Annotated in this window: 18 protein-coding genes; 16 read left to right on the top strand and 2 right to left on the bottom strand. The window is 67.4% G+C overall.

Annotated features, from left to right (window positions below):
- The first annotated feature begins 30 nt into the window (after positions 1 to 30).
- From QM619_RS13845 to QM619_RS13770, 16 genes are all read left to right on the top strand, one after another.
- Positions 31 to 588 carry an NADH-quinone oxidoreductase subunit B gene (locus QM619_RS13845; RefSeq protein WP_415109776.1) on the top strand — a complete coding sequence of 186 codons (558 nt, stop codon included), beginning with the start codon at positions 31 to 33 and terminating at the stop codon, positions 586 to 588.
- A complete protein-coding gene (locus QM619_RS13840) occupies positions 585 to 1,292 on the top strand; it encodes an NADH-quinone oxidoreductase subunit C (protein WP_415109773.1) in 708 nt (235 codons plus the stop codon). Before QM619_RS13845 ends, QM619_RS13840 begins: the two co-directional genes overlap by 4 nt.
- Entirely contained in the window at positions 1,289 to 2,644 is a 1,356-nt protein-coding gene (locus QM619_RS13835; protein ID WP_415109770.1) for an NADH-quinone oxidoreductase subunit D, read from the top strand. The genes QM619_RS13840 and QM619_RS13835 overlap by 4 nt, the downstream gene beginning before the upstream one ends.
- Positions 2,641 to 3,381, top strand: a complete 741-nt coding sequence (gene nuoE / locus QM619_RS13830) for an NADH-quinone oxidoreductase subunit NuoE (RefSeq protein ID WP_415109767.1) — start codon at positions 2,641 to 2,643, stop codon at positions 3,379 to 3,381. The genes QM619_RS13835 and nuoE overlap by 4 nt, the downstream gene beginning before the upstream one ends.
- Positions 3,378 to 4,712 (top strand): NADH-quinone oxidoreductase subunit NuoF, encoded by a 1,335-nt coding sequence (gene nuoF, locus QM619_RS13825; RefSeq protein WP_415109764.1) that lies wholly within the window; start codon positions 3,378 to 3,380, stop codon positions 4,710 to 4,712. The genes nuoE and nuoF overlap by 4 nt, the downstream gene beginning before the upstream one ends.
- A complete protein-coding gene (locus QM619_RS13820) occupies positions 4,709 to 7,126 on the top strand; it encodes an NADH-quinone oxidoreductase subunit G (protein WP_415109761.1) in 2,418 nt (805 codons plus the stop codon). Before nuoF ends, QM619_RS13820 begins: the two co-directional genes overlap by 4 nt.
- Complete coding sequence (gene nuoH, locus QM619_RS13815; protein ID WP_415109758.1) at positions 7,123 to 8,427, top strand: NADH-quinone oxidoreductase subunit NuoH; 1,305 nt, start codon at positions 7,123 to 7,125, stop codon at positions 8,425 to 8,427. Before QM619_RS13820 ends, nuoH begins: the two co-directional genes overlap by 4 nt.
- The gene (nuoI, locus tag QM619_RS13810; RefSeq protein ID WP_415109756.1) at positions 8,427 to 8,981 is read left to right on the top strand and encodes an NADH-quinone oxidoreductase subunit NuoI; all 555 of its coding nucleotides are present in this window, start codon (positions 8,427 to 8,429) and stop codon (positions 8,979 to 8,981) included. Before nuoH ends, nuoI begins: the two co-directional genes overlap by 1 nt.
- On the top strand, positions 8,978 to 9,763 hold the full coding sequence (locus QM619_RS13805; protein ID WP_415109753.1) for an NADH-quinone oxidoreductase subunit J: 786 nt from the start codon (positions 8,978 to 8,980) through the stop codon (positions 9,761 to 9,763). Before nuoI ends, QM619_RS13805 begins: the two co-directional genes overlap by 4 nt.
- On the top strand, positions 9,760 to 10,056 hold the full coding sequence (gene nuoK, locus QM619_RS13800; RefSeq protein WP_415109750.1) for an NADH-quinone oxidoreductase subunit NuoK: 297 nt from the start codon (positions 9,760 to 9,762) through the stop codon (positions 10,054 to 10,056). The genes QM619_RS13805 and nuoK overlap by 4 nt, the downstream gene beginning before the upstream one ends.
- Before the next feature lie 37 nt (positions 10,057 to 10,093).
- Positions 10,094 to 11,998, top strand: a complete 1,905-nt coding sequence (gene nuoL, locus QM619_RS13795) for an NADH-quinone oxidoreductase subunit L (protein WP_415109747.1) — start codon at positions 10,094 to 10,096, stop codon at positions 11,996 to 11,998.
- Positions 11,999 to 12,011: 13 nt separating this feature from the next.
- Positions 12,012 to 13,517 carry an NADH-quinone oxidoreductase subunit M gene (locus QM619_RS13790; protein ID WP_415109744.1) on the top strand — a complete coding sequence of 502 codons (1,506 nt, stop codon included), beginning with the start codon at positions 12,012 to 12,014 and terminating at the stop codon, positions 13,515 to 13,517.
- A complete protein-coding gene (gene nuoN / locus QM619_RS13785; RefSeq protein WP_415109741.1) occupies positions 13,517 to 15,064 on the top strand; it encodes an NADH-quinone oxidoreductase subunit NuoN in 1,548 nt (515 codons plus the stop codon). The genes QM619_RS13790 and nuoN overlap by 1 nt, the downstream gene beginning before the upstream one ends.
- A 45-nt stretch (positions 15,065 to 15,109) precedes the next feature.
- Entirely contained in the window at positions 15,110 to 16,090 is a 981-nt protein-coding gene (locus QM619_RS13780) for a polyprenyl synthetase family protein (protein ID WP_415109738.1), read from the top strand.
- 91 nt (positions 16,091 to 16,181) lie between these two features.
- Entirely contained in the window at positions 16,182 to 17,549 is a 1,368-nt protein-coding gene (locus tag QM619_RS13775) for an NAD(P)/FAD-dependent oxidoreductase (RefSeq protein WP_415109735.1), read from the top strand.
- A 344-nt stretch (positions 17,550 to 17,893) separates the two neighbouring features.
- Entirely contained in the window at positions 17,894 to 19,318 is a 1,425-nt protein-coding gene (locus QM619_RS13770) for an amidase (RefSeq protein ID WP_415109732.1), read from the top strand.
- A 771-nt stretch (positions 19,319 to 20,089) separates the two neighbouring features.
- Here the strand turns inward: QM619_RS13770 and QM619_RS13765 are convergent.
- The gene (locus QM619_RS13765) at positions 20,090 to 22,015 is read right to left on the bottom strand and encodes a M13 family metallopeptidase (protein ID WP_415109798.1); all 1,926 of its coding nucleotides are present in this window, start codon (positions 22,013 to 22,015) and stop codon (positions 20,090 to 20,092) included.
- Positions 22,016 to 22,746: 731 nt separating this feature from the next.
- Entirely contained in the window at positions 22,747 to 24,624 is a 1,878-nt protein-coding gene (locus tag QM619_RS13760) for a hypothetical protein (protein ID WP_415109729.1), read from the bottom strand.
- Positions 24,625 to 24,803 lie beyond the last annotated feature (179 nt).

The raw sequence follows: 24,803 nt of genomic DNA, 5'->3' as shown, positions 1-24,803 counted from the left end.
GGGGCACGATCAGCGGACGGGAGGCGCGACATGGGGCTTGAGGACAAGATCCCCCAGGGGGTGCTGCTGACCACGGTCGAGGGCATGTTCGGCTGGATGCGGCAGGCGTCCTTCTGGCCGGCGACGTTCGGCCTGGCCTGCTGCGCGATCGAGATGATGACCTACGGCGCGCCCCGGTTCGACGCCGGACGCTGGGGCCAGGAGGTCTTCCGGGCGTCGCCGCGGCAGGCCGACCTGATGATCATCTCGGGCCGGATCAGCCAGAAGATGGCGCCGGTGCTGCGACAGGTGTACGACCAGATGCCGAACCCGAAATGGGTGATGGCGATGGGCGTCTGCGCCTCCTCCGGCGGCATGTTCAACAACTACGCGATCGTCCAGGGCGGCGACCACCTGGTGCCGGTCGACATGTACGTGCCCGGCTGCCCGCCGCGTCCCGACATGCTGATCGACGCCATGTTCAAGCTGCGCAAGGAGATCGTGATGAAGCGTCCGATCGGCGCCCACGAACTGGAAGAGCTCGAGGCGCAAGAGCAGGCGGCACTCGAGGCGATGGCCACGCACGAGATGAAGGGCCTCATGCGATGAGCGACGACTCAGTGCCCGACGCGTCAGGGCCCGGCAACGAGCTGGACGCCGTCGCGCAGGTGCCGGCCGGCGCGCACGTCATCGAGACCCGCAAGGGCATGTGGTCGGACGGCTCCGGCGACACCTCCGGCTACGGAAGGATCGTCCGCACCGTCGAGTTGCCGAACGAGGGTCTGCCCAGCGAGGGCTGGTACGCCGGCGCCACCGCGCGGCTGCTGCGCCTGGTGCCGGACTCCCTGGTCCGGGTGGTGTTCGACCGCGGCGAGCTGACCTTCTTCGTCGTCCGCGAGAAGCTGACCGAGGTACTGGGCCAGTTGCGCGACGACGCCCAGCTGCGGTTCGAGTTCTGCGCCAGCGTCTCGGGCGTGCACTATCCGACCGACACCGGCGCCGAACTGCACGTGGTGTACCACCTCCAGTCGATGACCCACAACCGCCGGCTGCGGGTGGAGACCACCGCACCCGACGACGACCCGCACGTGCCGAGCGTGGTGGCCATCTATCCGGCCGCCGACTGGCACGAGCGCGAGACCTGGGACATGTTCGGCATCGTCTTCGACGGCCACCCGCACCTGACCCGCATTCTGATGCCGGACGACTGGGTCGGGCATCCGCAGCGCAAGGACTATCCGCTGGGCGGCATCCCGGTGGAGTACAAGGGGGCCACCGTGCCGCCGCCCGACCAGCGGAGGAGCTACCGATGAGCACCACCGACTTCTACGCCCAGCCCGGCGAGGCCACCGAAGGCACCGTCTACACGGCGATGGGCGGCGACTGGGCGGACATCGCCGCCGAGCAGGCCGAACGCTCCGACGAGATCCTGGTGATCAACATGGGGCCGCAGCACCCGTCCACCCACGGCGTGCTGCGGCTCATCCTGGAGTGCGACGGCGAGACCGTGCTGAGCATCCGGCCCGGCATCGGCTTCCTGCACACCGGCATCGAGAAGAACATGGAGTACCGCACCTGGGTGCAGGGCACCACCTTCGTCACCCGGATGGACTACGTCGCCCCGATCTTCAACGAGGTCGCCTACTGCCTGGCCGTCGAGCGACTGCTGGGCATCGAGGACGACATTCCCGAGCGGGCCAGCGTGATCCGGGTGCTGATGATGGAGCTCAACCGGATCTCCTCGCACCTGGTCTGCATCGGCACCGGCGGCATGGAGATCGGCGCGCTGACCGTGATGACGATCGGCTTCCGCGAGCGCGAGATGATCCTCGACTTCTTCGAGGCGGTCACCGGGCTACGGATGAACCACGCCTTCATCCGTCCCGGCGGCGTCGCCAACGACCTGCCCGAGACCGGCATCGCCCAGCTGCGCGAGCTGATCGCCTGGCTGCACAAGCATCTGCCCGAGTACGCCGACTTCTGCAACGAGAACCCGATCTTCAAGCTGCGGATGATCGGCATCGGCCATCAGGACCTGAGCGCCTGCATGGCGCTCGGCGTGACCGGTCCGGTGCTGCGTTCCACCGGCTACGACTGGGACCTGCGCAAGCAGCAGCCGTACTGCGGCTACGAGACCTACGAGTTCGAGTCGAAGGCCTGGCGTCCCGAGAACGAGTGGGCCAGCAGCGACAGCTACGCCCGGTTCCGGATCCGGCTGGACGAGATGTGGGAGAGCCTGAAGATCGTCGAGCAGTGCGCCGACCGGCTCGAGGCGTCCCGCGGCGAGCCGGTGATGGTCGACGACCCGAAGATCGCCTGGCCGGCACAGCTCGCGGTCGGCCCGGACGGCCAGGGCAACAGCCACGAGCACATCAAGCACATCATGGGCGAATCCATGGAGGCGCTGATCCACCACTTCAAGATCGTCACCGAGGGCTTCCGGGTGCCGCCCGGCCAGGCCTACGTGCCGATCGAGTCGCCGAAGGGCGAGATCGCCTGCCACGTGGTCTCCGACGGCGGCACCCGGCCGTTCCGGGTGCACATGCGCGACCCCGGGTTCAACCATCTGCAGTCGGTGCCGATCCAGTGCGAGGGCGGAATGATCTCGGACGTGGTGGTCGCGGTCGGCTCGCTGGACCCGGTGATGGGAGGGGTGGACAGATGAGCGGCCACGAGTTCCAGTCGTGGTTCCCCGAGTCGGGGAGCATCGACTACGAGGACGTCTCGACCAACATCACCGAGGACACCCTCGACGAGTTGCGGTCGATCGCTGGACGCTACCCGCAGGCCCGCTCGGCGCTGCTGCCGATGCTGCACCTGGTGCAGAGCGTCGACGGCCGGGTCAGCCCGGCCGGCGTCCAGGCCTGCGCCGAGGTCCTCGGCATCACCACCGCCCAGGTCTCCGGCGTGGCCACCTTCTACACCATGTACCGGCGGCGTCCGGCCGGGAAGCACCACGTCGGGGTGTGCACCACGGCGCTGTGCGCGGTGATGGGCGGCGACCAGCTGCTCGACCGGGTCTGCGACCGGCTCGGCATCCACGAGGGCGAGACCACCGCCGACGGCACGTTCTCGCTGGAGCGGCTGGAATGCAACGCCGCCTGCGATTTCGCCCCGGTGATGATGGTGAACTGGGAGTTCTTCGACAACATGACGCCCGAGAAGGTCGACGAGCTGCTCGATTCGCTGGCCGCCGGGGAGACCGTCCGGTCCCCGCGCGGCGCGACCCTGACGTCGTGGAAGGAAGCCGAACGCGTGCTCGCCGGCTTCCCCGACGGCCGCGCCGACGAGGGCCCGACCGCCGGCGAGGCGTCCACGCTGGGCCTGCGTGTGGCCCGCGAACGCGGTTGGCGGGCGCCCGACGTGCCACCGCCCGCCGAGCCCGAAGGAGGTGCCGAATGACCGATCTGCTGACTCCCGTGCTGAGCGACAACTGGGGCGACGAGCGGGCCTGGAAGCTGACCAACTACGAGCATCGCGGCGGCTACCGGGCGTTGCGCAAGGCGCTCGTCCAGACCCCGGCCGAGGTGATGGGCGTGGTGAAGGATTCCGGACTGCGCGGACGCGGCGGCGCCGGCTTCCCGACCGGCATGAAGTGGTCGTTCGTCCCGCAGGACAACCCGAACCCCAAGTACCTGGTGGTGAACGCCGACGAGTCCGAGCCGGGCACCTGCAAGGACATGCCGCTGATGCTGGCCAGTCCGCACACACTGGTCGAGGGCGTGATCATCGCCTCCTACGCGATCGGCTGCTCCTACGCTTTCATCTACTGCCGCGGCGAGGTGCTGCACGTCATCCGGCGACTGCAGCAGGCGGTCCGCGAGGCCTACTCGGCCGGCTACGCGGGTAAGAACATCCTGGGCAGCGGCTACGACCTCGAGGTCGTGGTGCACGCCGGCGCCGGCGCCTACATCTGCGGCGAGGAGACCGCGCTGCTCGACTCCCTGGAGGGACGCCGCGGCCAGCCCCGGCTGCGTCCGCCGTTCCCGGCGGTGGCCGGCCTGTACGCGTCCCCGACGGTGGTGAACAACGTCGAGTCGATCGCGTCCGTTCCGGCGATCGTCGACCGCGGTGCGGCCTGGTTCTCCTCGATGGGCACCGAGCGGTCCAAGGGCATGACCATCTATTCGCTGTCCGGGCACGTCAAGCGTCCGGGCCAGTTCGAGGCGCCGCTCGGGGTCACCCTGCGGCAGCTGCTGGAGCTGTCCGGCGGCATCCGCGAGGGCCACGAGTTGAAGTTCTGGACGCCGGGCGGCAGCTCGACGCCGATCCTCACTCCGGAGCATCTCGACCTGCCGCTCGATTATGAGTCGATGGGCGCGGCCGGCACCATGCTGGGTACCAAGGCGCTGCAGTGCTTCGACGAGACCACCTCGGTGGTGCGCACCACGCTGCGCTGGATCGAGTTCTACAAGCACGAGTCCTGCGGCAAGTGCACGCCGTGCCGCGAGGGCAACTGGTGGCTGGTCCAGATCCTCAAGAAATTCGAGGCCGGCAAGGCCGAAGAGGGCGACATCGAGAAGCTGCTCGACATTGCCGAGGACATCGGCGGCCGCTCGTTCTGCGCGCTCGCCGACGGCGCGGTGGCCTGCCTGACCAGCGCGATCCGGCACTTCCGCGACGAATTCGAGATGGGCATGAAGACGCCGGCCTGGGAGCTGTTCCCCTACGAGCGCAGCGCGCTCTTCGCCTCGGCCACCGCCGGCGCCGGAGTGGAAGGAGCGCACCCATGACCGTCACCGCCAAGCCGGGCGAGGTCGTCGCCAGCGATCTGATCACCGTCTTCATCGACGGCACCGAGGTGCAGGTGCCCAAGGGCACCCTGGCCATCCGGGCCGCCGAGATGATCGGGGTGGCGATCCCGCGGTTCTGCGACCATCCGCTGCTCGACCCGGTCGGCGCCTGCCGGCAGTGTCTGGTCGAGGTGCCCGACATGGGCAACGGACGCGGCATGCCGAAGCCGCAGGCGTCCTGCACCCTGGAGTGTGCGCCCGGGATGAAGATCCTGACCCAGGAGACCTCGCCGGTGGCGGCCAAGGCTCAGAAGGGCATGATCGAGTTCCTGCTGGTCAACCATCCGCTGGACTGCCCGATCTGCGACAAGGGCGGCGAGTGCCCGCTGCAGAACCAGGCGATGAGTGCCGGACGCGGCGAGTCCCGCTACGAGGGGGTCAAGCGGACCTTCCCGAAGCCGGTGAGCATCTCGGCGCAGATCCTGCTCGACCGCGAGCGCTGCATTCTGTGCGCCCGCTGCACCCGATTCTCCGAGCAGATCTCCGGCGACCCGTTCATCACCCTGGTCGAGCGTGGCGCGCTGCAGCAGGTCGGCTTCTACGAGGACCACCCGTACAACTCCTACTTCTCCGGCAACGTCATCCAGATCTGCCCGGTCGGTGCGCTGACCAGCGCCTCGTACCGGTTCCAGAGCCGTCCGTTCGACCTGGTCAGCACGCCCACCACCTGTGAGCACTGCGCCGGCGGCTGCCAGTTGCGCACCGATCACCGGCATTTCCAGGTGAAGCGGCGGCTGGCCGGCGACGCCCCCGAGGTCAACGAGGAGTGGAACTGCGACCGGGGCCGGTTCGCGTTCAAGTCCGGACGCGGCGCCGACCGGCTGACCCGTCCGCTGATCCGCGAGAACGGGGTGCTGCGGGTGGCGTCCTGGCCCGAGGCGATCGACGCTGCGGTGGCCGGGCTGCGCAAGGCCGGCTCCCAGGTGGGCGTGCTCACCGGCGGCCGGCTGACCGTCGAGGACGCCTACGGCTACGCCAAATTCGCCCGCGTCGTGCTCGGCACCAACAACATCGACTTCCGGTCCCGTCCGCACAGCGCCGAGGAGGCCGCCTTCCTGGCCAACCGGGTGGCCGGCCAGGCGCTCGATCCCGAGCGGCTCAGCTACACCGCGCTGCAGGCCGCGAAGCAAGTGGTGTTGGTCGCCTTCGAGCCCGAGGACGAGGCCGCCATGGTCTACCTGCGGCTGCGCAAGGCGGTCCGCAAGTTCGGCACCAAGGTGGTCGCGCTGGCCCCGTTCGTGTCGGCCGGGTCGCGCAAGCTGGGCGCCGAGGTGATCCCGACGGTGCCGGGCACCGAGGCCGAGGTGCTGGCCGGGCTGGAGGCGGACGCCGACACCATCGTGCTGATCGGCGATCGGGCCGCCACAGTGCGGGGTCTGCTCACCGCCGCCGCCGACTTCGCCGACGCCACCGGCGCCCGGCTGGGCTGGATCCCGCGCCGGGCCGGCGACCGGGGCGCGATCGAGGCCGGCTGCCTGCCGAATCTGCTGCCGGGCGGTCGTCCGGTCGCCAACGTGCGGGCCCGGGTCGACGTCCAGGCCGCCTGGGGGGTAGAGACGCTGCCGGTGGCCGGCGGGCTGGACGCCGAGATGCAGCTGGACGCCGCCCGCTACGGGCTGGCGCTGCTGGTCGGCGGCATCGAGCCGTCCGACTTCGCCCGTGCCGACAAGGTGCGCGCCAGCCTCGACGAGGCGTCCTTCGTGATCAGCCTGGAGCAGCGGCTCAGCGAGGTCACCGAACGCGCCGACGTGGTGTTCCCGATCGCGCTGATCGAAGAGCGCCCCGGACATTTCCTGAACTGGGAGCATCGCCGGGGCCGGGTGAACACCGTGATCAAGCAGCCGAACCAGCCGATGACCGACCTGCGGGTGCTGGCCGCGCTGGCCGACGCGCTGGGGCGCCCGCTGGGCGTCCGGACGGCCCGGCAGGCGCTCGACGAGCTCGACGAACTCGGCAGCTGGGACGGCGACCGAGTGCCGCTGATGCAGCAGACCGCGCCGGGCCAGGGCGAAGCGGCCGACGGCGAGCTGGCGCTGGCCACTTGGCGCGAGCTGATCGACGGCTCCCGCTCCAATGACAACGAGCCGGCGCTGCAGGCGACCGCCCGTCCGGTGGTGGCCCGGACCTCGCCCGAGGTCGCCGCGGCTTACGGCCTGAACGATTCGGTGACGGTAGTCGGCGGCACCGGGTGGCTCACCCTGCCGCTCGAGATCGTCCGCGGGATGGCCCCCGGAACCGTCTGGGTGCCCACGCACGCCCCCGGAACGCCCTTGTCGGAACTTGGTCTGGTACATGGTGCCGGCGTGACGGTGAGTGCGCCCAGCGACGCGGTCAGTGAAGGAGGTGCGGCATGAATCCGCTCGACCTTGCCCTGTTCGGCACCGACCCGTGGTGGCTGGTGCTGATCAAGGTGGTGGTGCTGTTCGTGGTGCTGCTGGTCTGGACGATCTTCAACGTCTGGTACGAGCGCCGGCTGGTCGGCAAGATGCAGCACCGGCTCGGCCCGATCATGAACGGCCCGTTCGGGCTGCTGCAGGCGGTCGCCGACGGCAGCAAGCTGATCATGAAAGAGGACTTCCGGCCCAAATCGGCCGACCGGGTGCTGTTCACCCTGGCCCCGCTGATCGCCGGCACCGCCGCGTTCACCGCCTGGTCGGTGATCCCGTTCGGCGGCGAGGTGGAGATCTTCGGCGTCCGGACCAGGTTGCAGCTGACCGACCTGCCGATCTCGGTGCTGGTGCTGCTCGCGGTGGCGTCCGTCGGCATCTACGGCTTCGTGCTGGCCGGCTGGTCGTCCAACTCGCCCTACTCGCTGCTCGGCGCGCTCCGGTCGTCGGCCCAGATGATCTCCTACGAGCTCAGCATGGGCCTGGCGCTGGTGGCGGTGTTCCTGCACGCCAGCTCGATGTCGACCGCCGAGATCGTCGACGTCCAGGGCCAGTCGTTCAGCTTCTTCGGCATGGACTGGGGGTTCCAGAACTGGTTCTTCCTGCAGCTCTTCCCGTCGTTCGCCATCTATCTGATCTCGATGGTCGGCGAGACCAACCGGGCACCGTTCGACCTGCCCGAGTGCGAGTCCGAGCTGGTGTCGGGCTACCTCACCGAATACTCCGGCTTCCGCTACGCCACCTACTTCCTGGCCGAGTACATCAACATGGCCACGGTGTCGGCGATCGCGACCACGCTGTTCCTGGGCGGCTTCCACGCCCCCTGGCCGATCAACGCGCTGGTCCCGGCGATGGACGCCGGCTGGTGGGGTCCGGTCTGGTTCTTCCTCAAGGTGCAGCTGCTCATCTCGGTGTTCGTCTGGCTGCGCGGCACCCTGCCGCGGTTCCGCTACGACCAGTTCATGACGCTGGGCTGGAAGTGGCTGATCCCGATCTCGCTGGTCTGGGTGATGCTGATCTCCGCCGTCCGGGTGGCACGGGCGCAGAACTGGCTGGCCAACCCTCTGGTGATCGGCGGTTCGGTGGTCGTGGTGCTCGCCCTGTTCGGGCTGTGGTGGTGGCTGGACCGCGAGCCGGCACCACCCGCGGTGGACACCGCAGAGTTCGACCCGTTCGCCGGCGGTTACCCGGTGCCACCGATGCCGGGTCAACGGCTGCCCGAGCAGGCCGACGTGGTCTCTGCCGAAGCGGAAAGGACGGACGCCTGATGGCTACCTTCGCGCAACAGTGGGCCGGTTTCGGCGTCACCTTCCGGACGATGTTCCGCAAGACCTTCACCCAGGGCTACCCGGAGAAGGGCAAGGTCAAGGTCACCGCACCGCGGTTCCACGGCCGGCACCAGCTGAACCGCTGGCCCGACGGCCTGGAGAAGTGCGTCGGCTGTGAGCTGTGCGCCTGGGCCTGCCCGGCGGACGCCATCTACGTCGAGGGCGCCGACAACACCGAGGACGCCCGGTTCTCACCCGGCGAGCGGTACGGGTCGGTGTACCAGATCAACTACCTGCGCTGCATCCTGTGCGGGCTGTGCATCGAGGCCTGCCCGACCCGGGCGCTGACCATGACCAACGAGTTCAAACTGGGCGACACCACACGGGAGAAGATGATCTACACCAAGGACCGGCTGCTGGCGCCGCTGCTGCCCGGCATGGAGGCGCCGCCGCATCCGCGCCGACTCGGTTCCGACGAGCAGGCCTACTTCCTCGGGCTGCCCAAGACCGGCACCCCGGACACCCGGACGCCTTCGGTGCAGGAGGCCCGATGAGTGTCGTGTTCTGGATCTGCGGCCCGCTGATGGTGCTGGGCGGCCTGGGGCTGATCCTGTTCCGCAAAGCGGTGCACTCGGCCTTGTCGATGGCGCTCACCATGGTCTGCCTGGCGGTGCTATACGCGTCCCTGGACGCTCAGTTCCTGTTCGCCGTCCAGATCATCGTCTACACCGGCGCGGTGCTGATGATGTTCCTGTTCGTGCTGATGCTGGTCGGCGTCGACACCCCCGACTCGATCGTCGAGACGATCAAAGGCCAGCGGGTGCTGTCGGCGCTTGGCGCGCTCGGCCTGCTCGGCCTGATGATCTTCGCGGTCGGCGGGGCGGTGGTCAGCCCGGCGAAGGGCATGACGGACGCCGCGACGGCGGCCGGCGGCAACGTCGAGGGCATCGCGCAGCTGCTCTTCGGGCGCTATGTGTGGGTGTTCGAGCTCACCTCGGCGCTGCTGATCACCGCGGCGGTGGGGGCGATGATCTTCGCCCACGCCCAGCGCACCAAGCCGAAGCTGGGCCAGAAGGAGCAGGCGGAGGCCCGGATGAAGGCCTACGCCAGCAGCGGTGCCCACCCTGGCTCGCTGCCCAACTCGGGCGTCTTCGCGACCAGCAACTCGATCGCCACCCCGGCCCTGCTGCCCGACGGCAGCATCGCCGAGGAGTCGATCAGCCGCACGCTCTCCGAGCGCGGCGTCCAGCTGGACAGCGTCCGGTTCAAGCAGATCACCGCGGACGCCTTCGCGGCGGCCGAGCGCGTCCATGACGAGGAGGACGAGGAGCTGTGACCGAGGAGTACCTGTACCTGGCGGTGATCCTGTTCGTGCTCGGCGCGATCGGCGTGATGATCCGGCGCAACGCCCTGGTGGCGTTCATGTCGGTGGAGTTGATGCTGAACGCGGCGAACCTGGCCCTGGTCGCCTTCGCCCACCAGCACGGCAGCTTCGACGGGCAGGTGGCCAGCTTCTTCGTGATGGTGGTCGCGGCCGCCGAGGTGGTCGTCGGGCTCGGCATCATCGTCGGCATCTACAAGACCCGCCGTTCGACCTCGGTCGACAACGCGAACCTGCTGAACCAGTGAGGGAACGCATGCTCTGCACATTGAGGGGGAGAGGCGCATGACTCCGATGGAAGTCGCCGATCCGGTCGCCGCGACTGGGCTGTTCGGCTACGCCTGGCTGATGATCGCGCTGCCGGCGCTGGGGGCGTTGCTGCTGCTCGCCTTCGGCCGCTGGGTGGGCAGGGCAGGGCCGTACATGGCGGTGGCGATGATCACCGGCTCGTTCCTGGTCGCGGTCGCCCTGTTCGTCCAGCAGCTGGGCGCGCCGGCCGACCACCGGGCGGTCTCGGTGCCGCTCTACACCTGGTTCGCGACCGGCTCGTGGCAGGTCGAGGTCGCCCTGCTGATCGACCAGCTGTCGATCCTGTTTGCCCTGCTGATCACCGGTGTCGGCGGCCTGATCCACGTCTATTCGCTCGGCTACATGGCCCACGACGAGCGCAAACGCCGCTTCTTCGGCTACCTGAACCTGTTCGTCGCCGCGATGCTCACCCTGGTGCTGGCCGACAACTACCTGGTGCTGTTCGTCGGCTGGGAGGGCGTCGGTCTGGCGTCCTATCTGCTGATCGGCTTCTGGCAGCACAAGCCGTCCGCGGCCGCGGCGGCCAAGAAGGCGTTCGTGATGAACCGGGTCGGCGACCTCGGCATGATCCTGGCGATCTCGACGATGCTGGCGATGTTCGGCTCGTCCGCCTTCGTCGACGTCAACCACGGCGCCGCCCACCTGGAGGGACCGTGGGCGACGGTGATCGGGCTGCTGCTGCTGCTCGGCGCGTGCGGCAAGTCGGCGCAGGTGCCGCTGCAGGCCTGGCTGCTGGACGCGATGGAGGGCCCGACCCCGGTGTCGGCGCTGATCCACGCCGCCACCATGGTCACCGCCGGCGTCTACCTGGTGGTCCGCAGCCACGCCATCTTCGATCTCAGCCCGGACGCCCAGGCGGCCGTGGTGATCGTCGGCACCGTCACCCTGCTGGCCGGCGCCTGGATCGGCACCAGCAAGGACGACATCAAGAAGGTGCTGGCCGGCTCGACGATGAGTCAGATCGGCTACATGATGCTGGCCGCCGGCATCGGCCCGGCCGGCTACGCGTTCGCGATCTTCCACCTGCTCACCCACGGCGCGTTCAAGGCGAATATGTTCCTCGGCGCCGGTTCGGTGATGCACGGCATGGACGACGACGTCGACATGCGGCACTACGGCAACCTGGCGAAGTACCTGCCGGTGACGTTCTGGACGTTCGCGATGGGCTACCTGGCGATCATCGGCTTCCCGCTGACCGCCGGCTACTTCTCCAAGGACCACATCATCGAGGCGGCGTTCGGCCGCAGCGCGCTGGTGGGGTCGCTGGCCCTGCTCGGCGCCGGGGTGACCGCGTTCTACATGACCCGGCTGATGCTGATGACCTTTGGCGGCAGCAAGCGCTGGCTGGACGGCGTCCATCCGCACGAGTCGCCGCGGGTGATGACGATTCCGCTGATCGTGCTCGGCGTCCTCAGCGTGATCGCCGGCGCGGTGATGAACTGGTGGATCCAGGGCTGGCTGGAGCCGGCGACCGGCGCGCATCCGCATGAGGTGGCGCTGCTGCCGACCGCCGTCGGCTGGGCCACCATGCTGGTGGTGGCCGCCGGCGTCGCGATCGCCTGGCTGGTCTTCGGCCGGCGTCCGATCCCCGCGGTGGCACCGCAGGGCAACCCGCTCGCCGAAGCCGGACGCAACGACCTGTTCGGCGACGACCTCAACGACCTGCTGGTGGTGCAGCCGGTGCTGGGCCTGTCCCGTGCCGCGGTCGCCGTCGACGCCAAGGGCATCGACGGCCTGGTGCACACCGTCAGCCGCAGCATCAGCGGGCTGAGCGTGGGCGGACGCCGGGTGCAGAACGGCTATGTCCGCAGCTACGCGCTGACCATGGTGCTGGGTGTCGGAGTGGTCGGTGTCGTGTTGATCCTCGGCCTGGCCGGCTGAGGGAGGAGCTGAGATGAGTCTGCTTACCCTGCTGGGCCTGATTCCGCTGATCGGGGCGCTGGTGCTGGCACTGCCGATCTGGGGCGGCACAGCGCGCGTGTTCGGCCTGGCCTTCTCGCTGGCCACCCTGGTGGTCGCGGTGATGGTCACCGTGCAGTACTTGGGCGGTGCCGAGCTGAGCGTCCGGCAGCCCTGGATCGCCGCCTTCGGCGCCTCGTTCGCGCTCGGCCTGGACGGCATGGGCCTGGCCATGGCGCTGCTGACTGCGGTCCTCACCCCGCTGGTGCTGATCGCCGAGTGGAACGTCACCGGTCACGGACGCTGGAACGTCCAGGGCTACGCGGCCATGGTGCTGGCGCTGGAGGGCACCGCGCTGTTCACCTTCCTGGCCGACGACGTGCTGCTGTTCTACGTGTTCTTCGAGGCCACGCTGATCCCGATGTACTTCCTGATCGGCGGTTTCGGCGGCGAGCAGCGGCGCGCCGCGGCGCTGAAATTCCTGATGTTCAATCTGGTCGGCGGGTTCATCCTGCTGGCCGCGGTGATCGGGCTGTTCGCGACGTCCGCCTCGCTGGGCGGGACGCCGAGCTACCTGCTGGCCGACCTGGCCGCGCTGCCGATCCCGGCCGAGACCGGACGGCTGCTGATGGTCGGCTTCCTGATCGCCTTCGTGATCAAGGCGCCGATGGTGCCGGTGCACACCTGGCTGCCGTTCGCCGCCGAGCAGGCCACGCCCGGCTCGTCCACGCTGATGGTCGGCATCCTGGACAAGATCGGCACCTTCGCGATGATCAAGTTCTGCATCGGGATCTTCCCCGAGGCCAGCGCCTGGGTCGCGCCGGTGATGATCGCGCTGTCGCTGATCTCGATCGTCTACGGTGCCGCCGCCGCGATCGCCAGCAAGAACCTGCTCCGGCTGGTCTCGTACACCTCGGTCAGCCACTTCGGCTTCATGGTGCTGGGCATCTACGTGTTCACCACCCAGTCGATCAACGGCTCGATCTTCTTCATGCTGAACCACGGCTTCTCCACCGCCGCGCTGTTCCTCACCGTCGGCTACCTGATCAAGCGGCGCGGCTCGGCCGAGGTGTCGGCGTTCGGCGGCGTCGAGAAGGTGGCCCCGGTGCTGGCCGGCGCATTCCTGCTGGCCTGCCTGTCGGCGCTGTCGCTGCCCGGCATGTCGACCTTCGTCAGCGAATTCCTGGTGATCGCCGGCACCTGGTCGCGGACGCCGTGGATCGCCGCGGTCGCGGCGACCGGCATCATCCTGGCCGCCACCTACGCGCTGCTGATGTACCAGCGGACGATGACCGGCCCGGTCACCGAACAGACCGCGAAGCACGTCACCCGTGACCTGTCCGGGGTCGAGCGCGCCGTGATGATCCCGATCGTGACGATCATCCTGTTCTTCGGCGTCCTGCCCGGACCGATCGTCAGCCTGGTCGAGCCGACCGCGAAGGTCGCGATGGAACGGATGCAGCTGACCGACCCGGTCGCCCCGGCGAAGGGAGAGAAGTGATGACTGCCGTCATCGAATGGCGGGCTCTCGCCCCTGTGCTGCTGGTGCTGGTGGCCGCGATCCTGGGCATCCTGGTCGAGGCGATGATGCCACGGGCGCAGCGGTTCTTCGCTCAGGTCTTCCTGACCATCGCCAGCGTCGCGGTGGCTGCCGCGTTCCTGGTCGCCAACTGGCGGGCCGGGGTCGGCGGACCGGTCGCGATGGGATCGATGATGCTGGACGGCCCGACCTACTTCATGTGGGGCTCGCTGCTGGTGCTCGGCCTGATCGCGATCCTGGTGATGGCCGAACGTCAGCTGAACGGCGGGGTTAGCACCTTCGCGGCGTCCGCGGCGACCGTTCCGGGCAGCCGGGCCGAGGCCGAGGCGTCCGCCGCCCGGCTGGAGCACACCGAGGTCTTCCCGCTGGCCCTGTTCGCCCTCGGCGGCATGATGGTGTTCCCGGCGGCGTCCGACCTGATCACCATGTTCGTGGCGCTGGAGGTCTTCTCGCTGCCGCTCTACCTGATGTGCGGCATGGCCCGCCGGCGCCGGCTGCTCTCTCAGGAGGCGGCGCTGAAGTACTTCCTGCTCGGCGCGTTCAGCTCGGCGTTCTTCCTGTTCGGCGTCGCCCTGCTGTACGGCTTCGCCGGCTCGTTCGACCTGAAGGCGATCGCGGATGCCGTCCAGAACCCGACCATGGGACGGGGCATCCTGGTCGCCGGCATGGCGATGCTCGGCGTCGGCCTGCTGTTCAAGATCGGCGTGGTGCCGTTCCACAACTGGACGCCCGACGTCTACATGGGCGCTCCGACCCCCATCACCGGCTTCATGGCGATCTGCACCAAGCTGGCCTCCGTCGGCGCCACGCTGCGGGTGTTCTACGTCGCGCTGGCCGGCGAACGCTGGTCGTGGCAGCCGCTGCTGGCCGTGCTGATCGTGCTCACCATGGTCGTCGGCTCGATCTGGGGCCTGACCCAGACCGACATGAAGCGGACGCTGGCCTACAGCTCGATCGCCCACGCCGGCTTCATCATGACTGCCGTGGTTGGTGCCTCCACCGGTTCGGCGGCCAGCCCGCTGGACAGCGTCGCCTCGGCGATGTTCTACCTGGTGGTCTACGGCCTGGCCAGCATCGGCGCCTTCGCCATCATCACCATGGTGCGCAACCCGTCCGGCGAGGCCAACTCGATCGACAGCTGGTCGGGCCTGGGCCGCAAGAGCCCGCTGGTGGCCGGCATCTTCGCGCTGTTCATGCTGAGCTTCACCGGCATCCCGCTGACCGGCGGCTTCATCGGCAAGTGGGCGGTGTTCGCGGCGGCCTGGCGCGGCGGCTTCGACTGGCTGGTGATCGTCGCGGTGGTGTTGAGCCTGGTGGCGGCCGTGTTCTACCTGCGGATCATCGTGGTGATGTTCTTCCGCGAGCCCGCGGTCGGCGTCATGGTCGGCAAGGCCAGCGCCTTCACCTGGCTGCCGATCCTGGTGTCGGCGGTCGGCATCGCCGTGCTCGGTGTCTTCCCCGGCCCGATTCTCGATCTGGCCACGGCGGCGGGAACATTTCTGCGCTGAGGTTAGACTCATTCCGCCTGCCCAAAGAATGAGCAAGGGAGAAGTGTGACTCTCGAGATCGGCGTCGACTCCACGTTCGCGCAGTCGGTCGTCGACCGGTTGCAGTCCATCGAGGATCGGTTGGCTTCCGCCGCCTTTGCTGACACGCCGTTCGTGACCGAGGCGGCCAGCCACATCATCAACGCGGGCGGCAAGCGGTTCCGGCCGCTGCTGGTGCTGGCGGCGTCCCAGCTGTACGAGGGTGCCGACGTCGACGCCACCGAGCGGGCCGCGATGGCGGTGGAACTGACCCATGTGGCGAGCCTCTACCACGACGACGTCATGGACGAGGCCGATCTGCGCCGCGGCGCCGAGAGCGCCAACCATCGGTGGAGCAATTCGGTGGCGATCATGGTCGGCGACTTCCTGTTCGCACGGGCGTCCTCGATCGTCGCGACCCTGGGCGTCGACTACGTCGCGCTGCAGGCCGAGACGTTCGCCCGGCTGGTGCAGGGCCAGGTCGGCGAGATCCGCGGGCCGGCCGACGGCGACGATCCGGTGGCGCACTATCTGCAGGTTCTGGCCGACAAGACCGGGTCTCTGATCGCCACCTCGGCGAAATTCGGCGGCATGGTGTGCGGGGCGCCCGAGCCGGTGCTGCGTGCGCTGGGCGCCTTCGGCGAAGAGATCGGCGTGGTCTTCCAGCTGTCCGACGACATCATCGACATCGCCAGCGACCGCACCGGCAAGACCCCCGGCACCGATCTGCGCGAAGGCGTCTGGACGTTGCCCACGCTGCTGGTGAAGGCCGCCGACGATCCCGCGGACGCCCGGCTCCGGGAGTTGATCGGACGCCGGATCGACGACCCCGACGAGCTCGCCGAGGCGCTCGCGTTGATGCGGGCCCATCCGGCGCTGGCCCAGGCCCGTGCCGAGGTCGACCGGCGGGCCCGGCTCGCCAAGGACCTGCTGACGGAACTGCCCGAGGGCCCGGCCCGGGACACCCTGTTCGAACTGTGTGATCAGATCGTTTCACGGTCCACCTGATCGATACCGTGCCGCTACGCTTGCCAGCCGATGCGCCGCCCGGCAGACTCGACCCGATAGCTACACCGAGAAATCTCGCCTTGGAGTACATATGCCCCGTCCTCACGTCGTCATCATCGGATCCGGCTTCGGTGGGCTGTTCTCGGCCCAAGCGCTCGCGAAGGCCGATGTCGACATCACGCTGATCAGCAAGACCACCGCGCACCTGTTCCAGCCGCTGCTCTACCAGGTGGCGACGGGCATTCTCTCCAGCGGTGAGATCGCACCGGCGACCCGCGACATCCTGCGCAATCAGAAGAACGCACGAGTGCTGCTCGGCGAGGTGAACAAGATCAACCTCGGCTCGCGGATCGTCATCGGTGAGAAGCTGTCCAAGCAGATCATCCTGCGCTACGACTACCTGATCGTCGCTGCCGGCGCCGGCCAGTCGTACTTCGGCAACGACCACTTCGCGACCTTCGCGCCCGGCATGAAGACCATCGACGACGCCCTGGAACTGCGGGCCCGCATCTTCGGCGCCCTGGAGATGGCCGAGCTCAGCCAGGACGCCGCCGAGCGCCGCTCGCTGATGACCTTCGTCGTGGTGGGTGCCGGTCCGACCGGCGTCGAGTTGGCCGGCCAGATCGTCGAGTTGTGCCACAAGACCTTGCCCGAGTCGTTCCGCAACATCGACACCCGGCAGTGCCGGGTGCTGCTGCTCGACGGCGCGCCGGTGGTGCTGCCGCCGTTCGGCGACAAGCTGTCGGCGGCTGCCAAGAAGGAGTTGGAGCGGATTGGCGTCGAGATCAAGCTGAACGGCATGGTCACCAACGTGGACGCCACCGGCCTCGACGTGAAGTACAAGGACGGATCCACCGAGCGCATCGACGCGATTTGCAAGGTGTGGGCCGCCGGCGTCCAGGCCAGCCCACTGGGCAAGACGCTGGCCGAGCAGTCCGGTGTCGAGGTGGACCGGGCCGGCCGGGTACCGGTGCAGCCCGACCTGAGCCTGCCGGGTCATCCTGAGGTGTTCGTGGTCGGCGACATGATGAGCCTCGACCGTCTGCCCGGTGTCGCCCAGGTCGCCATCCAGGGCGGCCGGTACGCGGCCAAGAAGATCATCGGCGAACTCACCGGAGCCCCGGTCACCGAGAAGTTCAAGTACTTCGACAAGGGTTCGATGGCGGTGATCAGCCGGTTCGGCGCGGTGGCGAAGATCAACGACAAGATCCAGTGGAGCGGTTTCATGGCCTGGCTGGCCTGGCTCGGTCTGCACCTGATCTACGTCGTCGGCTTCAAGAACCGGGTCACCACCCTGATGCACTGGGCGATCACCTTCCTCGGCAGCGGACGCTCCGAGCGGGTCACCACCGAGCAGCAGCTGGTCGGCCGCCTCGCCGTCAAGCAGCTCGGTGCCGAGTTCGAGCCCACCATCAGCGGCATCCTCGACCCCAAGAAGATCGACCACAAGAAGAGTTGACCCGCCTCGACTCTCGGAATCCTCTGAGCCGTCCCCTCGGTCCGGCGTGGACCGAGGGGACGGTTCTTTCGTCCCACTTCGCACGTACGGACCTCGATCCGGCACTGGCATCGGAGAGTCAGTCTGAAATCGACCCCAGAGTGGATGTCCCTGGGCGGCGTCCGAGGACGGTTCACGCCTGAGTGGCCCAGACCGCCCATCAACTCTGGTGTCGATTTCAGACTGACTCCTCGAAGACCACTGGGCAGGGACGACGTCAGGGCCGGGTGGGACAGTCGGCACCGTGGGTTGACCAGCTCCTTTGTGGTGTGCGCCCGGCCCGGCGGCATGACAGGATGACGCCCATGCTGGACGCCGCCACCTACGCCGGGTTGTCGGCGCTGGAGATCGCCCGCGAGGTGAACGCCGGCCAATTATCGGCGGTCGAAGTCGCCGCCGCAGCCCTGGAACTGGCCGAGCAGCGCGGTTCTCGCTACGGCGCATTCACCTGCCTGGCCCCTGAGCGAGCCATCGCGGACGCCCGCCGCACGGACACCAGGATCGCGGCCGGGGAACGGCTGCCGCTGGCCGGCGTCCCGTGCCCGATCAAGGACCTCAACCAGGTGGCCGGGCTGCCCTGGGAGGCCGGCAGCGCCGTCCTGCGTGGCAACCGAGCCACCGCCGACGATCCGATCGTCGGCTGGTTCGCCGAGGCCGGCACCAGCATGATCGGGAAGACCACCGTGCCCGAGTTCGGACTGCCCTGCTACACCGAGCCCGACACAGGCCCGCCAGCGGTGACGCCGTGGGATCCGACCCGCTCGGCGGGCGGCTCCAGCGGGGGAGCCGCGGCCGCGGTCGCTGCCGCCATCGTGCCCCTCGCGCACGGTTCGGACGCCGGCGGCTCGATCCGCATTCCGGCGTCCGCCTGTGGACTGGTCGGCCTGAAGGTCAGCCGCGGGTTGATCTCGTCCGGCAACCGCCCGCCCGGCCCCGGCCTCGGAGTAGATGGCGTGCTGACCCGGACGGTCCGCGACACCGCGCTTGCCCTGGACGTGCTGGCCGGGCCGCGTCCCTCAGACACCTACTGGGCGCCGATGGCGCCCGGCGGCTATCTTGCCGCCTGCGATCAGGCGCCCGAGCGGCTGCGGATCGGGCTGTTGACCACTCCGGTGATCGCCGACGCCGAGGTGCACCCGGCCTGTCTGGACGCCGCGACCCGCGCCGCCCAGCTGCTGGAAGACCTCGGGCACGAGGTCATCGAGGCGCCTGTGCCGTTCCCGGCGACCCAATGGCAGGCGTTCGCCGCGGTGTGGGCGGTCGGTGCGCTGAGCATTCCGATGCCGCCCGACGCCGACGCCGCGTTGACGCCGCTCAGCCGCTGGCTCCGCGACGCCGGACGGGCGTCCACCGGGCTGGAATACGCCCAGGCGCTGAGCGCGATCCAGCTGCTCACCAAGCAGGTCGCCGAGGTCTGGGACGCCTTCGACATCGTCCTCACGCCGACCCTGGCGCAGCCGCCGGCGCTCCTCGGCAGCCTCCGCGACGACGCCGACCCGGCGTCCGATTTCGCTGCGCAGACCCGGTTCACGCCATGGACGTCGGTCTACAACCTGACCGGACGCCCGGCGATCAGCCTGCCGCTGCACACCGCCCGCCTCGCCGGCCCGGACTCTCCGGAGCTGCCGATCGGCGTCATGCTCGGCGGCCGTTTCGGTGCCGAGGACGTTCTGTTGGGCCTGGCCGCCACGGTCGAAGCAGCCGCGCCCTGGCGTCGTCCGACACTCTGACCACCCCTGAGAGGTTCAGACCGCCCCGACGGCATGCACATCCTCATTGAGCATGTGCCGCTCGATTCCGTCCAGTGCGAGCCGGATCGCGCCGATCAGGACGCCGCGTTCGGCCAGCGGTGAGATGGCCAGCCGCGGAGAAACGCGGGTGAACTCGGACAGGACGCGTGCGAGCGGAGCAGGATCTCGGCGGCGTGCGCGACGGCTCCGGCGAGCACCACCAGGCGTTGACCCGACCGGGATCCCCACCGCACCGCGTCCAGAGCGAGTCGTCCGCCGGCGTCGGCGGTGTCGATTCACGCAGGGTCGATTCACGCAGGGCCGATACACGCAGGGCCGATTCACGCAGGGCCGCGACGGCGTCCATTCCGTAGCTGCGCGCGTAGCCGCCGATGCCGTGCTGCCCCGGTGGTGTCGGCGAAGGGACCCAGAAAGGCCATCTCGCCGGCGGGCTGAGCAATCTCGACGGTCCCTGCCGTCTTGGGATCCCGAAGGCGTGGCGCTGACCAAGGTCGACGCGACCCACGTCGTTGACCGTCTGGGACTCGGTCGTGCCGAAGACGACCTCGGCCGAACGGTTGGCGGGCGCGACACAGCTCGCGGTCTGTTCCTCGCGATCCCAACTGCCCAGCGTGTACTTGTACTGCAGCAGCGTCCGTTCGTCGGCGTCGAAGGTGATCGTCCAGTGTGGTGGCGAACTGGAAGACCGTCGGCTCCTGCTGACACCTGTGTCGGCGGCCGGGAAAGTCCCCCCGGCCGCCGACCGGTCTGTCACCAGATCTGGACCCGGAGTTCGGGGGCCAGCCAGAGCGCGTCGTCGCCGGTCACGCCGAACGCGTCGTAGAACGCCGGAATGTTGCGCACCACCTGGTTGCAGCGGAACTCGTCGGGGGAGTGCGGATCGTTGGTCAGCTGGGTGATCAACGCCTCCGGACGCGACTGGTGCTGCCAGGCCCGTGCCCAGGCCAGGAAGAACCGCTGCGGACCGGTGATCCCGTCGATCGACTCCGGGTCGTCGTCGCCGACGGCCAGCCGCCACGCCTGATAGGCGATCGACAGCCCGCCCAGGTCGCCGATGTTCTCGCCGATGGTCAGCGATCCGTTGACGTGATGGCCGGGGGTCGCAGCCGGGCTGAGCGCGTCGTACTGCTCGATCAGAGCCTTCGTCCGCTCCTCGAAGGCCGCCCGGTCGTCCGGCGTCCACCAGTCGCGCAGCTTGCCATCCCCGTCGCAGGTCGAGCCCTGGTCGTCGAAACCGTGGCCGATCTCGTGCCCGATCACCGCGCCGATCGCGCCGTAGTTGACCGCCTCGTCCGCATTCTCGTCGAAGAACGGCGGCTGCAGGATCGCGGCTGGGAAGACGATCTCGTTGCGCCACGGATGATAATAGGCGTTGACCGTCTGCGGCGTCATCAGCCATTCGTGCCGATTCACCGGACCACCCAGCTTCGCCCATTCGAAATCGTGCTCGAACGCGGACGAACGCAACACATTGCCGATCAGGTCGGTGGCGTCCACGACAAGGCCGGAATAGTCGCGCCACTCGTCCGGATAGCCGATCTTCGGAATGAATTTGCTCAGCTTGTCGAGGGCCTGTGTGCGAGTCGCCTCGGTCATCCAGTCGAGCGCGCCGATGGACCGCCGGTAGGCCTCGACCAGGTTCGCCACCAGCTCGTCCATCCGCTGCTTCGCGGCCGGCGAGAAGTGCCGTTCCACATACAGCTTGCCGAGGGCCTCGCCGAGGCAGCGCTCGACCAGGGCGATGCCGCGCTTCCAGCGCTCCCGGTTGGTCGGAATGCCGTTCAGCGTGGTGCCGTAGAAGGCGAACCGGGCCTGCACGAATGCCTCCGGCAGGTACGGCGACAACGCCGACAGCAGGTGGAAGCGTGCCCAGGCCCGCCACTCCGGCAGCCGCTCGGAGCCGAGCAGGTCGGCCAGTCCGGACGCGAAGGACGGCTGGGCGTCGATCAGCTGCTCCACCTCGCCGACCCCGGCGGCCCGGAGCATCCGCAGCCAGTCGACCCGCTCGGAGAACGGTTCCGGACGGGTCGGGTTGTACATCTGCCGGATGTCGCGGGTGCGCACCTTGTCCCAGTGCCGGGCTGCGATCTCGGTCTCCAAAGCGACGATCGCCTCGGCCTCGGACGCGTCCAGCCCGGCCAGCGTCAGAGTCTCGGCGACGTGCGCGCGGTAGGCGGTGAGGATGTCGGCGAAGCGCTCGTCGCGGTAGTACTCCTCGTCGGGCAGGCCGAGGCCCGCCTGGCTGGCGAACAGCGTGTAGCGGGTCGGGTCACCCGGATCCGATTCGACGTCCAGGTCGAGCGGCGTCCCAGTCTGCCGCCGGACGCTGCGACCGAAGTAGTCCAGCAGCGCCTCGACGCTGTCGATCGCGTCGATCTCGGCGAGCAGTGGACGCACCGGTTCCAACCCGCGGCGCTCCACCTCGGCGGTGTCCATGAACGAGGCGTAGAGGTCTTGCACCTTGGCCGGTTCGGTACCGGGCTCCGCGCCGGACAGACCGGTGATGATCTCCCGCACCGCCTCGTCGGCGGCGTCCCGCAGCATGTGCGCGGCACCGTAAGCCGGCTTGTCCTCCGGGATCGGGGTGGCGGCCAGCCAGCGCCCATTGACGTGGCGGAAGAGGTCGTCTTGGGGCCGGACGTCGGGGTCCAGATCGAATGCGGTCACCCGGACGATCCTACGGCTAGAACCGTCGCACGGAGCCAGAGGCCAACCCAACACGAAAAGCCTGCACTCAACGAGGGGGCGCCGCCTGCCCGAGGCGCGACCCACCCGGTGAGTGGACACCCTCTGGTTCGGGTCCCGCATCTGTACCGGCGGCGTCGCGGAAAGTTGGCAGGCGCCTTCTCAGTGGCGCCGCACTAGGGAGTTGACAGGCGCAGTGAACAGGACTCCATCGACCCTGAAGGTGACCGATAGCGTCTCCGCTTCCATCAATTCTCTCGCGCCGGTACCCACTAGCCGTCCGGGCATTTCTGAGATATCTGGTGTGCAGGAGATGATCTCGATAGTTCTCGAGGAGTCGTTCCGAAGCACGCTTACAGTTCCTTCGGACTTTTCTAGTTTCACGCTGGCTGCATGCTCCACAGCTTCTCGCATGTCGCGCTCATGTTGGCTTCCAAGCCACATTGCCACTGTGACGACGAGTCCCCAGGCGGGCATCAGCGCGCTGGCCCACGCAGCATAGGTTCCCCAAGAAGCAGAATCCAGAGGGGATCCAAGGGCCTTACCTATTAGGAAAAGGAGTAGATCAAGAACGAGGAGTAACACTACTGCTGCGCCGATCATGGTAAGTGGCCACATGAACAGGCGCCGGAGGTCGGGTAGGGATAGATGTCCGAAGTGAAGATCGTAAAGGCTCGAGCGGCTGCTGTTCGGCGCATTTATCTGGGCGCCAGTAGATTCTGTCAACCCGAGATCCTTCGGCTTTGAAGCGTAATCGAATTCAATCGACTCTCCATGTCTCCCAGATGCTGAATGGCCTGCTCGGCTATGTGGCGGTATCCTCGCTTGGTTGCGTAACTCTCAATGCTATCCTTGAGCCTCCCTACGAACCAGAAGCCGTGTCGGAATGCGAACATCCTGTTGTACTCCTCCAGTCGGCTGCGAACCTCGTCGGTAACTGGAGCGACCGTCAGTGGATTAGGATCTACGTAGGGGTGCTCCTTGTAGAAGTTGGGGAGGATTATCTTTTCCACGACGGCAACGGTCTTGCGGAGCTTTTCTTCTGAGGCGGCCATTCCACTGGGCATCGATGGGCGATTGCTGTTGCTAAGGCGGTCGAATAGTGTGGACAGGTAGTCGCATCGATAGACGAAGCTATCAACAAAGACTTCGCCGCAGCTCAGCAGCTTGACTTGGTCGCCTTCGTCGTGCCGCTCAACTCGGCGCAATAGTATGGGCATGCCAATCCCATCGTTATTGTCTCCCTCTATGAATTTCCCGATCACTGTGTTGATGGCCGATTGCTCGATTCCAAAGGACTCCTTGAAGTCCGTGCACATCTGGTCGAACGATATGCTTCCTCCGCGACAGCGCAGGTATACAAGAACTCGGAAGGGTAGGAACACGAAGGGGTAACTCCACCTTTGAGTCGGGACCACTGCAGGCTGGAATATGTCCCTCAGAGAGGGATGCGCTCGCTTCTTGAGAAGCAGTGATGAAACGCTGCCACCGAGGGACCGCCCACTCTGAGAAGGCTCCGTTGTAGCGACCTCCACCATCAATGTCAGGAAGTTCCTGACATTGCCGTTCAGCCACTTGGCGGTGAGGTCGGCCAGGAACTGATCTTCTTCAAGATTGCGCAAAGAGTCGTCAACATACTTGTGCCTAGCCTTGGCGGCATTCCAGTCTATCTCACCGATGCCATCCACGTACGTGCGCTGATCTCCCAAGGAGTGGGGATCGGTTGCGCCAAGACTGCCTGTGTCCGTGGACTTCTCATCGCTTGGATTTGTGCCTTCTAGGCAAAGCCTCAGGGCGCCGTCATTTCGAATTCTCGCGATCTCGAACAAGCCGCCTGGAAGGGAATCCAAGAAGCAGACCTCGTCGCGTCTCGATTGGAGTGTCACGCGAAGTTGATGCAGGTTCTCTCTTCGGATCGCGACGAACAGCAATGATCCGGCGCACTGAATTGCGGAGAGGATTCTCATGAGGTTGCCACGAAGACTGGTCGGAACTCCTTCCAGGTCATCGGCGAGAATTAGTACCGGATGCCCGCTGGGCCTGATGTGTTGGACGGCTATCGCCGTCAGGTATTGGCGAGGATTCTCTTCGTCAAAACGCTGAACCTCTGCGAGCACGTCATCGAGCGCAAGCAGCCTTTCGTCAGGAAATTCGTTTAGTCCCGGATACTTCTTCTTTAGTTCCGAAATCTTAGGCGTTGAGAAATTTCTTAAGACTAATCTAGCTCGGATGGCAAGGAATCTATTCCAAAGCCCGGTGTTCTCGACGGAGACTCGTGCCGCGTTCGTTATAAATTCTGCGACCGCGAGAATTCCTTCCTTGACGCTCATGTCTATGACCAGCGTCGGAACATTCTTGAAGTCCAGCCGGACGGAGAGAAACCCCTGTTCGATGGCATCGGCTTCGATGAGATCGATAAGGGTGGTCTTCCCTGAGCCGGCCTCCCCGACGACGGGGAGGACGCACTCCGAATGGATCGACTGAAGCGAGGGCTTCCTGTCCGTGCTCAAGTATGTTTCCGGGCGCCTCAGTAGCCACTCTTCGGCGGGTGGGGCGCCCGCAGCACCAATATCGCGATAGATCTTCGGGTCAAACTCCATGACTTTGGTCCAGACTGCCTTGACTGGATCGGGTGCGGCCGGGACGGCGAGGTGTCAATGGCCATTGGGACTTCCCTGTGGGCGGTCACGTGATCTCCTTGTGGGTGGTCACGTGATGTCCTTGTTGGTGGCCAGCTGATCTCCCTGCCGGGGTTAGGTCAGGGGCATCACTCCTTTGC

Origin of the sequence: Micropruina sp. (assembly GCF_047606665.1) — a bacterium.
Taxonomy (GTDB): domain Bacteria; phylum Actinomycetota; class Actinomycetes; order Propionibacteriales; family Propionibacteriaceae; genus Micropruina.
The sequence above is the reverse complement of the archived record's forward strand: the minus strand, read 5'-3'. Positions and strand labels throughout refer to the sequence as shown.

Excerpts from the sequence above, each read along its gene's own strand:
- QM619_RS13840 (WP_415109773.1), top strand. The coding sequence starts at position 585 with ATGAGCGACGACTCAGTGCCCGACGCGTCAGGGCCCGGCAACGAGCTG.
- nuoI (WP_415109756.1), top strand. The coding sequence starts at position 8,427 with ATGGCTACCTTCGCGCAACAGTGGGCCGGTTTCGGCGTCACCTTCCGG.
- nuoE (WP_415109767.1), top strand. The coding sequence starts at position 2,641 with ATGAGCGGCCACGAGTTCCAGTCGTGGTTCCCCGAGTCGGGGAGCATC.
- QM619_RS13845 (WP_415109776.1), top strand. The coding sequence starts at position 31 with ATGGGGCTTGAGGACAAGATCCCCCAGGGGGTGCTGCTGACCACGGTC.
- nuoL (WP_415109747.1), top strand. The coding sequence starts at position 10,094 with ATGACTCCGATGGAAGTCGCCGATCCGGTCGCCGCGACTGGGCTGTTC.
- QM619_RS13820 (WP_415109761.1), top strand. The coding sequence starts at position 4,709 with ATGACCGTCACCGCCAAGCCGGGCGAGGTCGTCGCCAGCGATCTGATC.
- QM619_RS13760 (WP_415109729.1), bottom strand. The coding sequence starts at position 24,624 with ATGGAGTTTGACCCGAAGATCTATCGCGATATTGGTGCTGCGGGCGCC.
- nuoN (WP_415109741.1), top strand. The coding sequence starts at position 13,517 with ATGACTGCCGTCATCGAATGGCGGGCTCTCGCCCCTGTGCTGCTGGTG.
- QM619_RS13770 (WP_415109732.1), top strand. The coding sequence starts at position 17,894 with ATGCTGGACGCCGCCACCTACGCCGGGTTGTCGGCGCTGGAGATCGCC.
- QM619_RS13835 (WP_415109770.1), top strand. The coding sequence starts at position 1,289 with ATGAGCACCACCGACTTCTACGCCCAGCCCGGCGAGGCCACCGAAGGC.
- QM619_RS13805 (WP_415109753.1), top strand. The coding sequence starts at position 8,978 with ATGAGTGTCGTGTTCTGGATCTGCGGCCCGCTGATGGTGCTGGGCGGC.
- nuoH (WP_415109758.1), top strand. The coding sequence starts at position 7,123 with ATGAATCCGCTCGACCTTGCCCTGTTCGGCACCGACCCGTGGTGGCTG.
- nuoF (WP_415109764.1), top strand. The coding sequence starts at position 3,378 with ATGACCGATCTGCTGACTCCCGTGCTGAGCGACAACTGGGGCGACGAG.
- QM619_RS13775 (WP_415109735.1), top strand. The coding sequence starts at position 16,182 with ATGCCCCGTCCTCACGTCGTCATCATCGGATCCGGCTTCGGTGGGCTG.
- QM619_RS13790 (WP_415109744.1), top strand. The coding sequence starts at position 12,012 with ATGAGTCTGCTTACCCTGCTGGGCCTGATTCCGCTGATCGGGGCGCTG.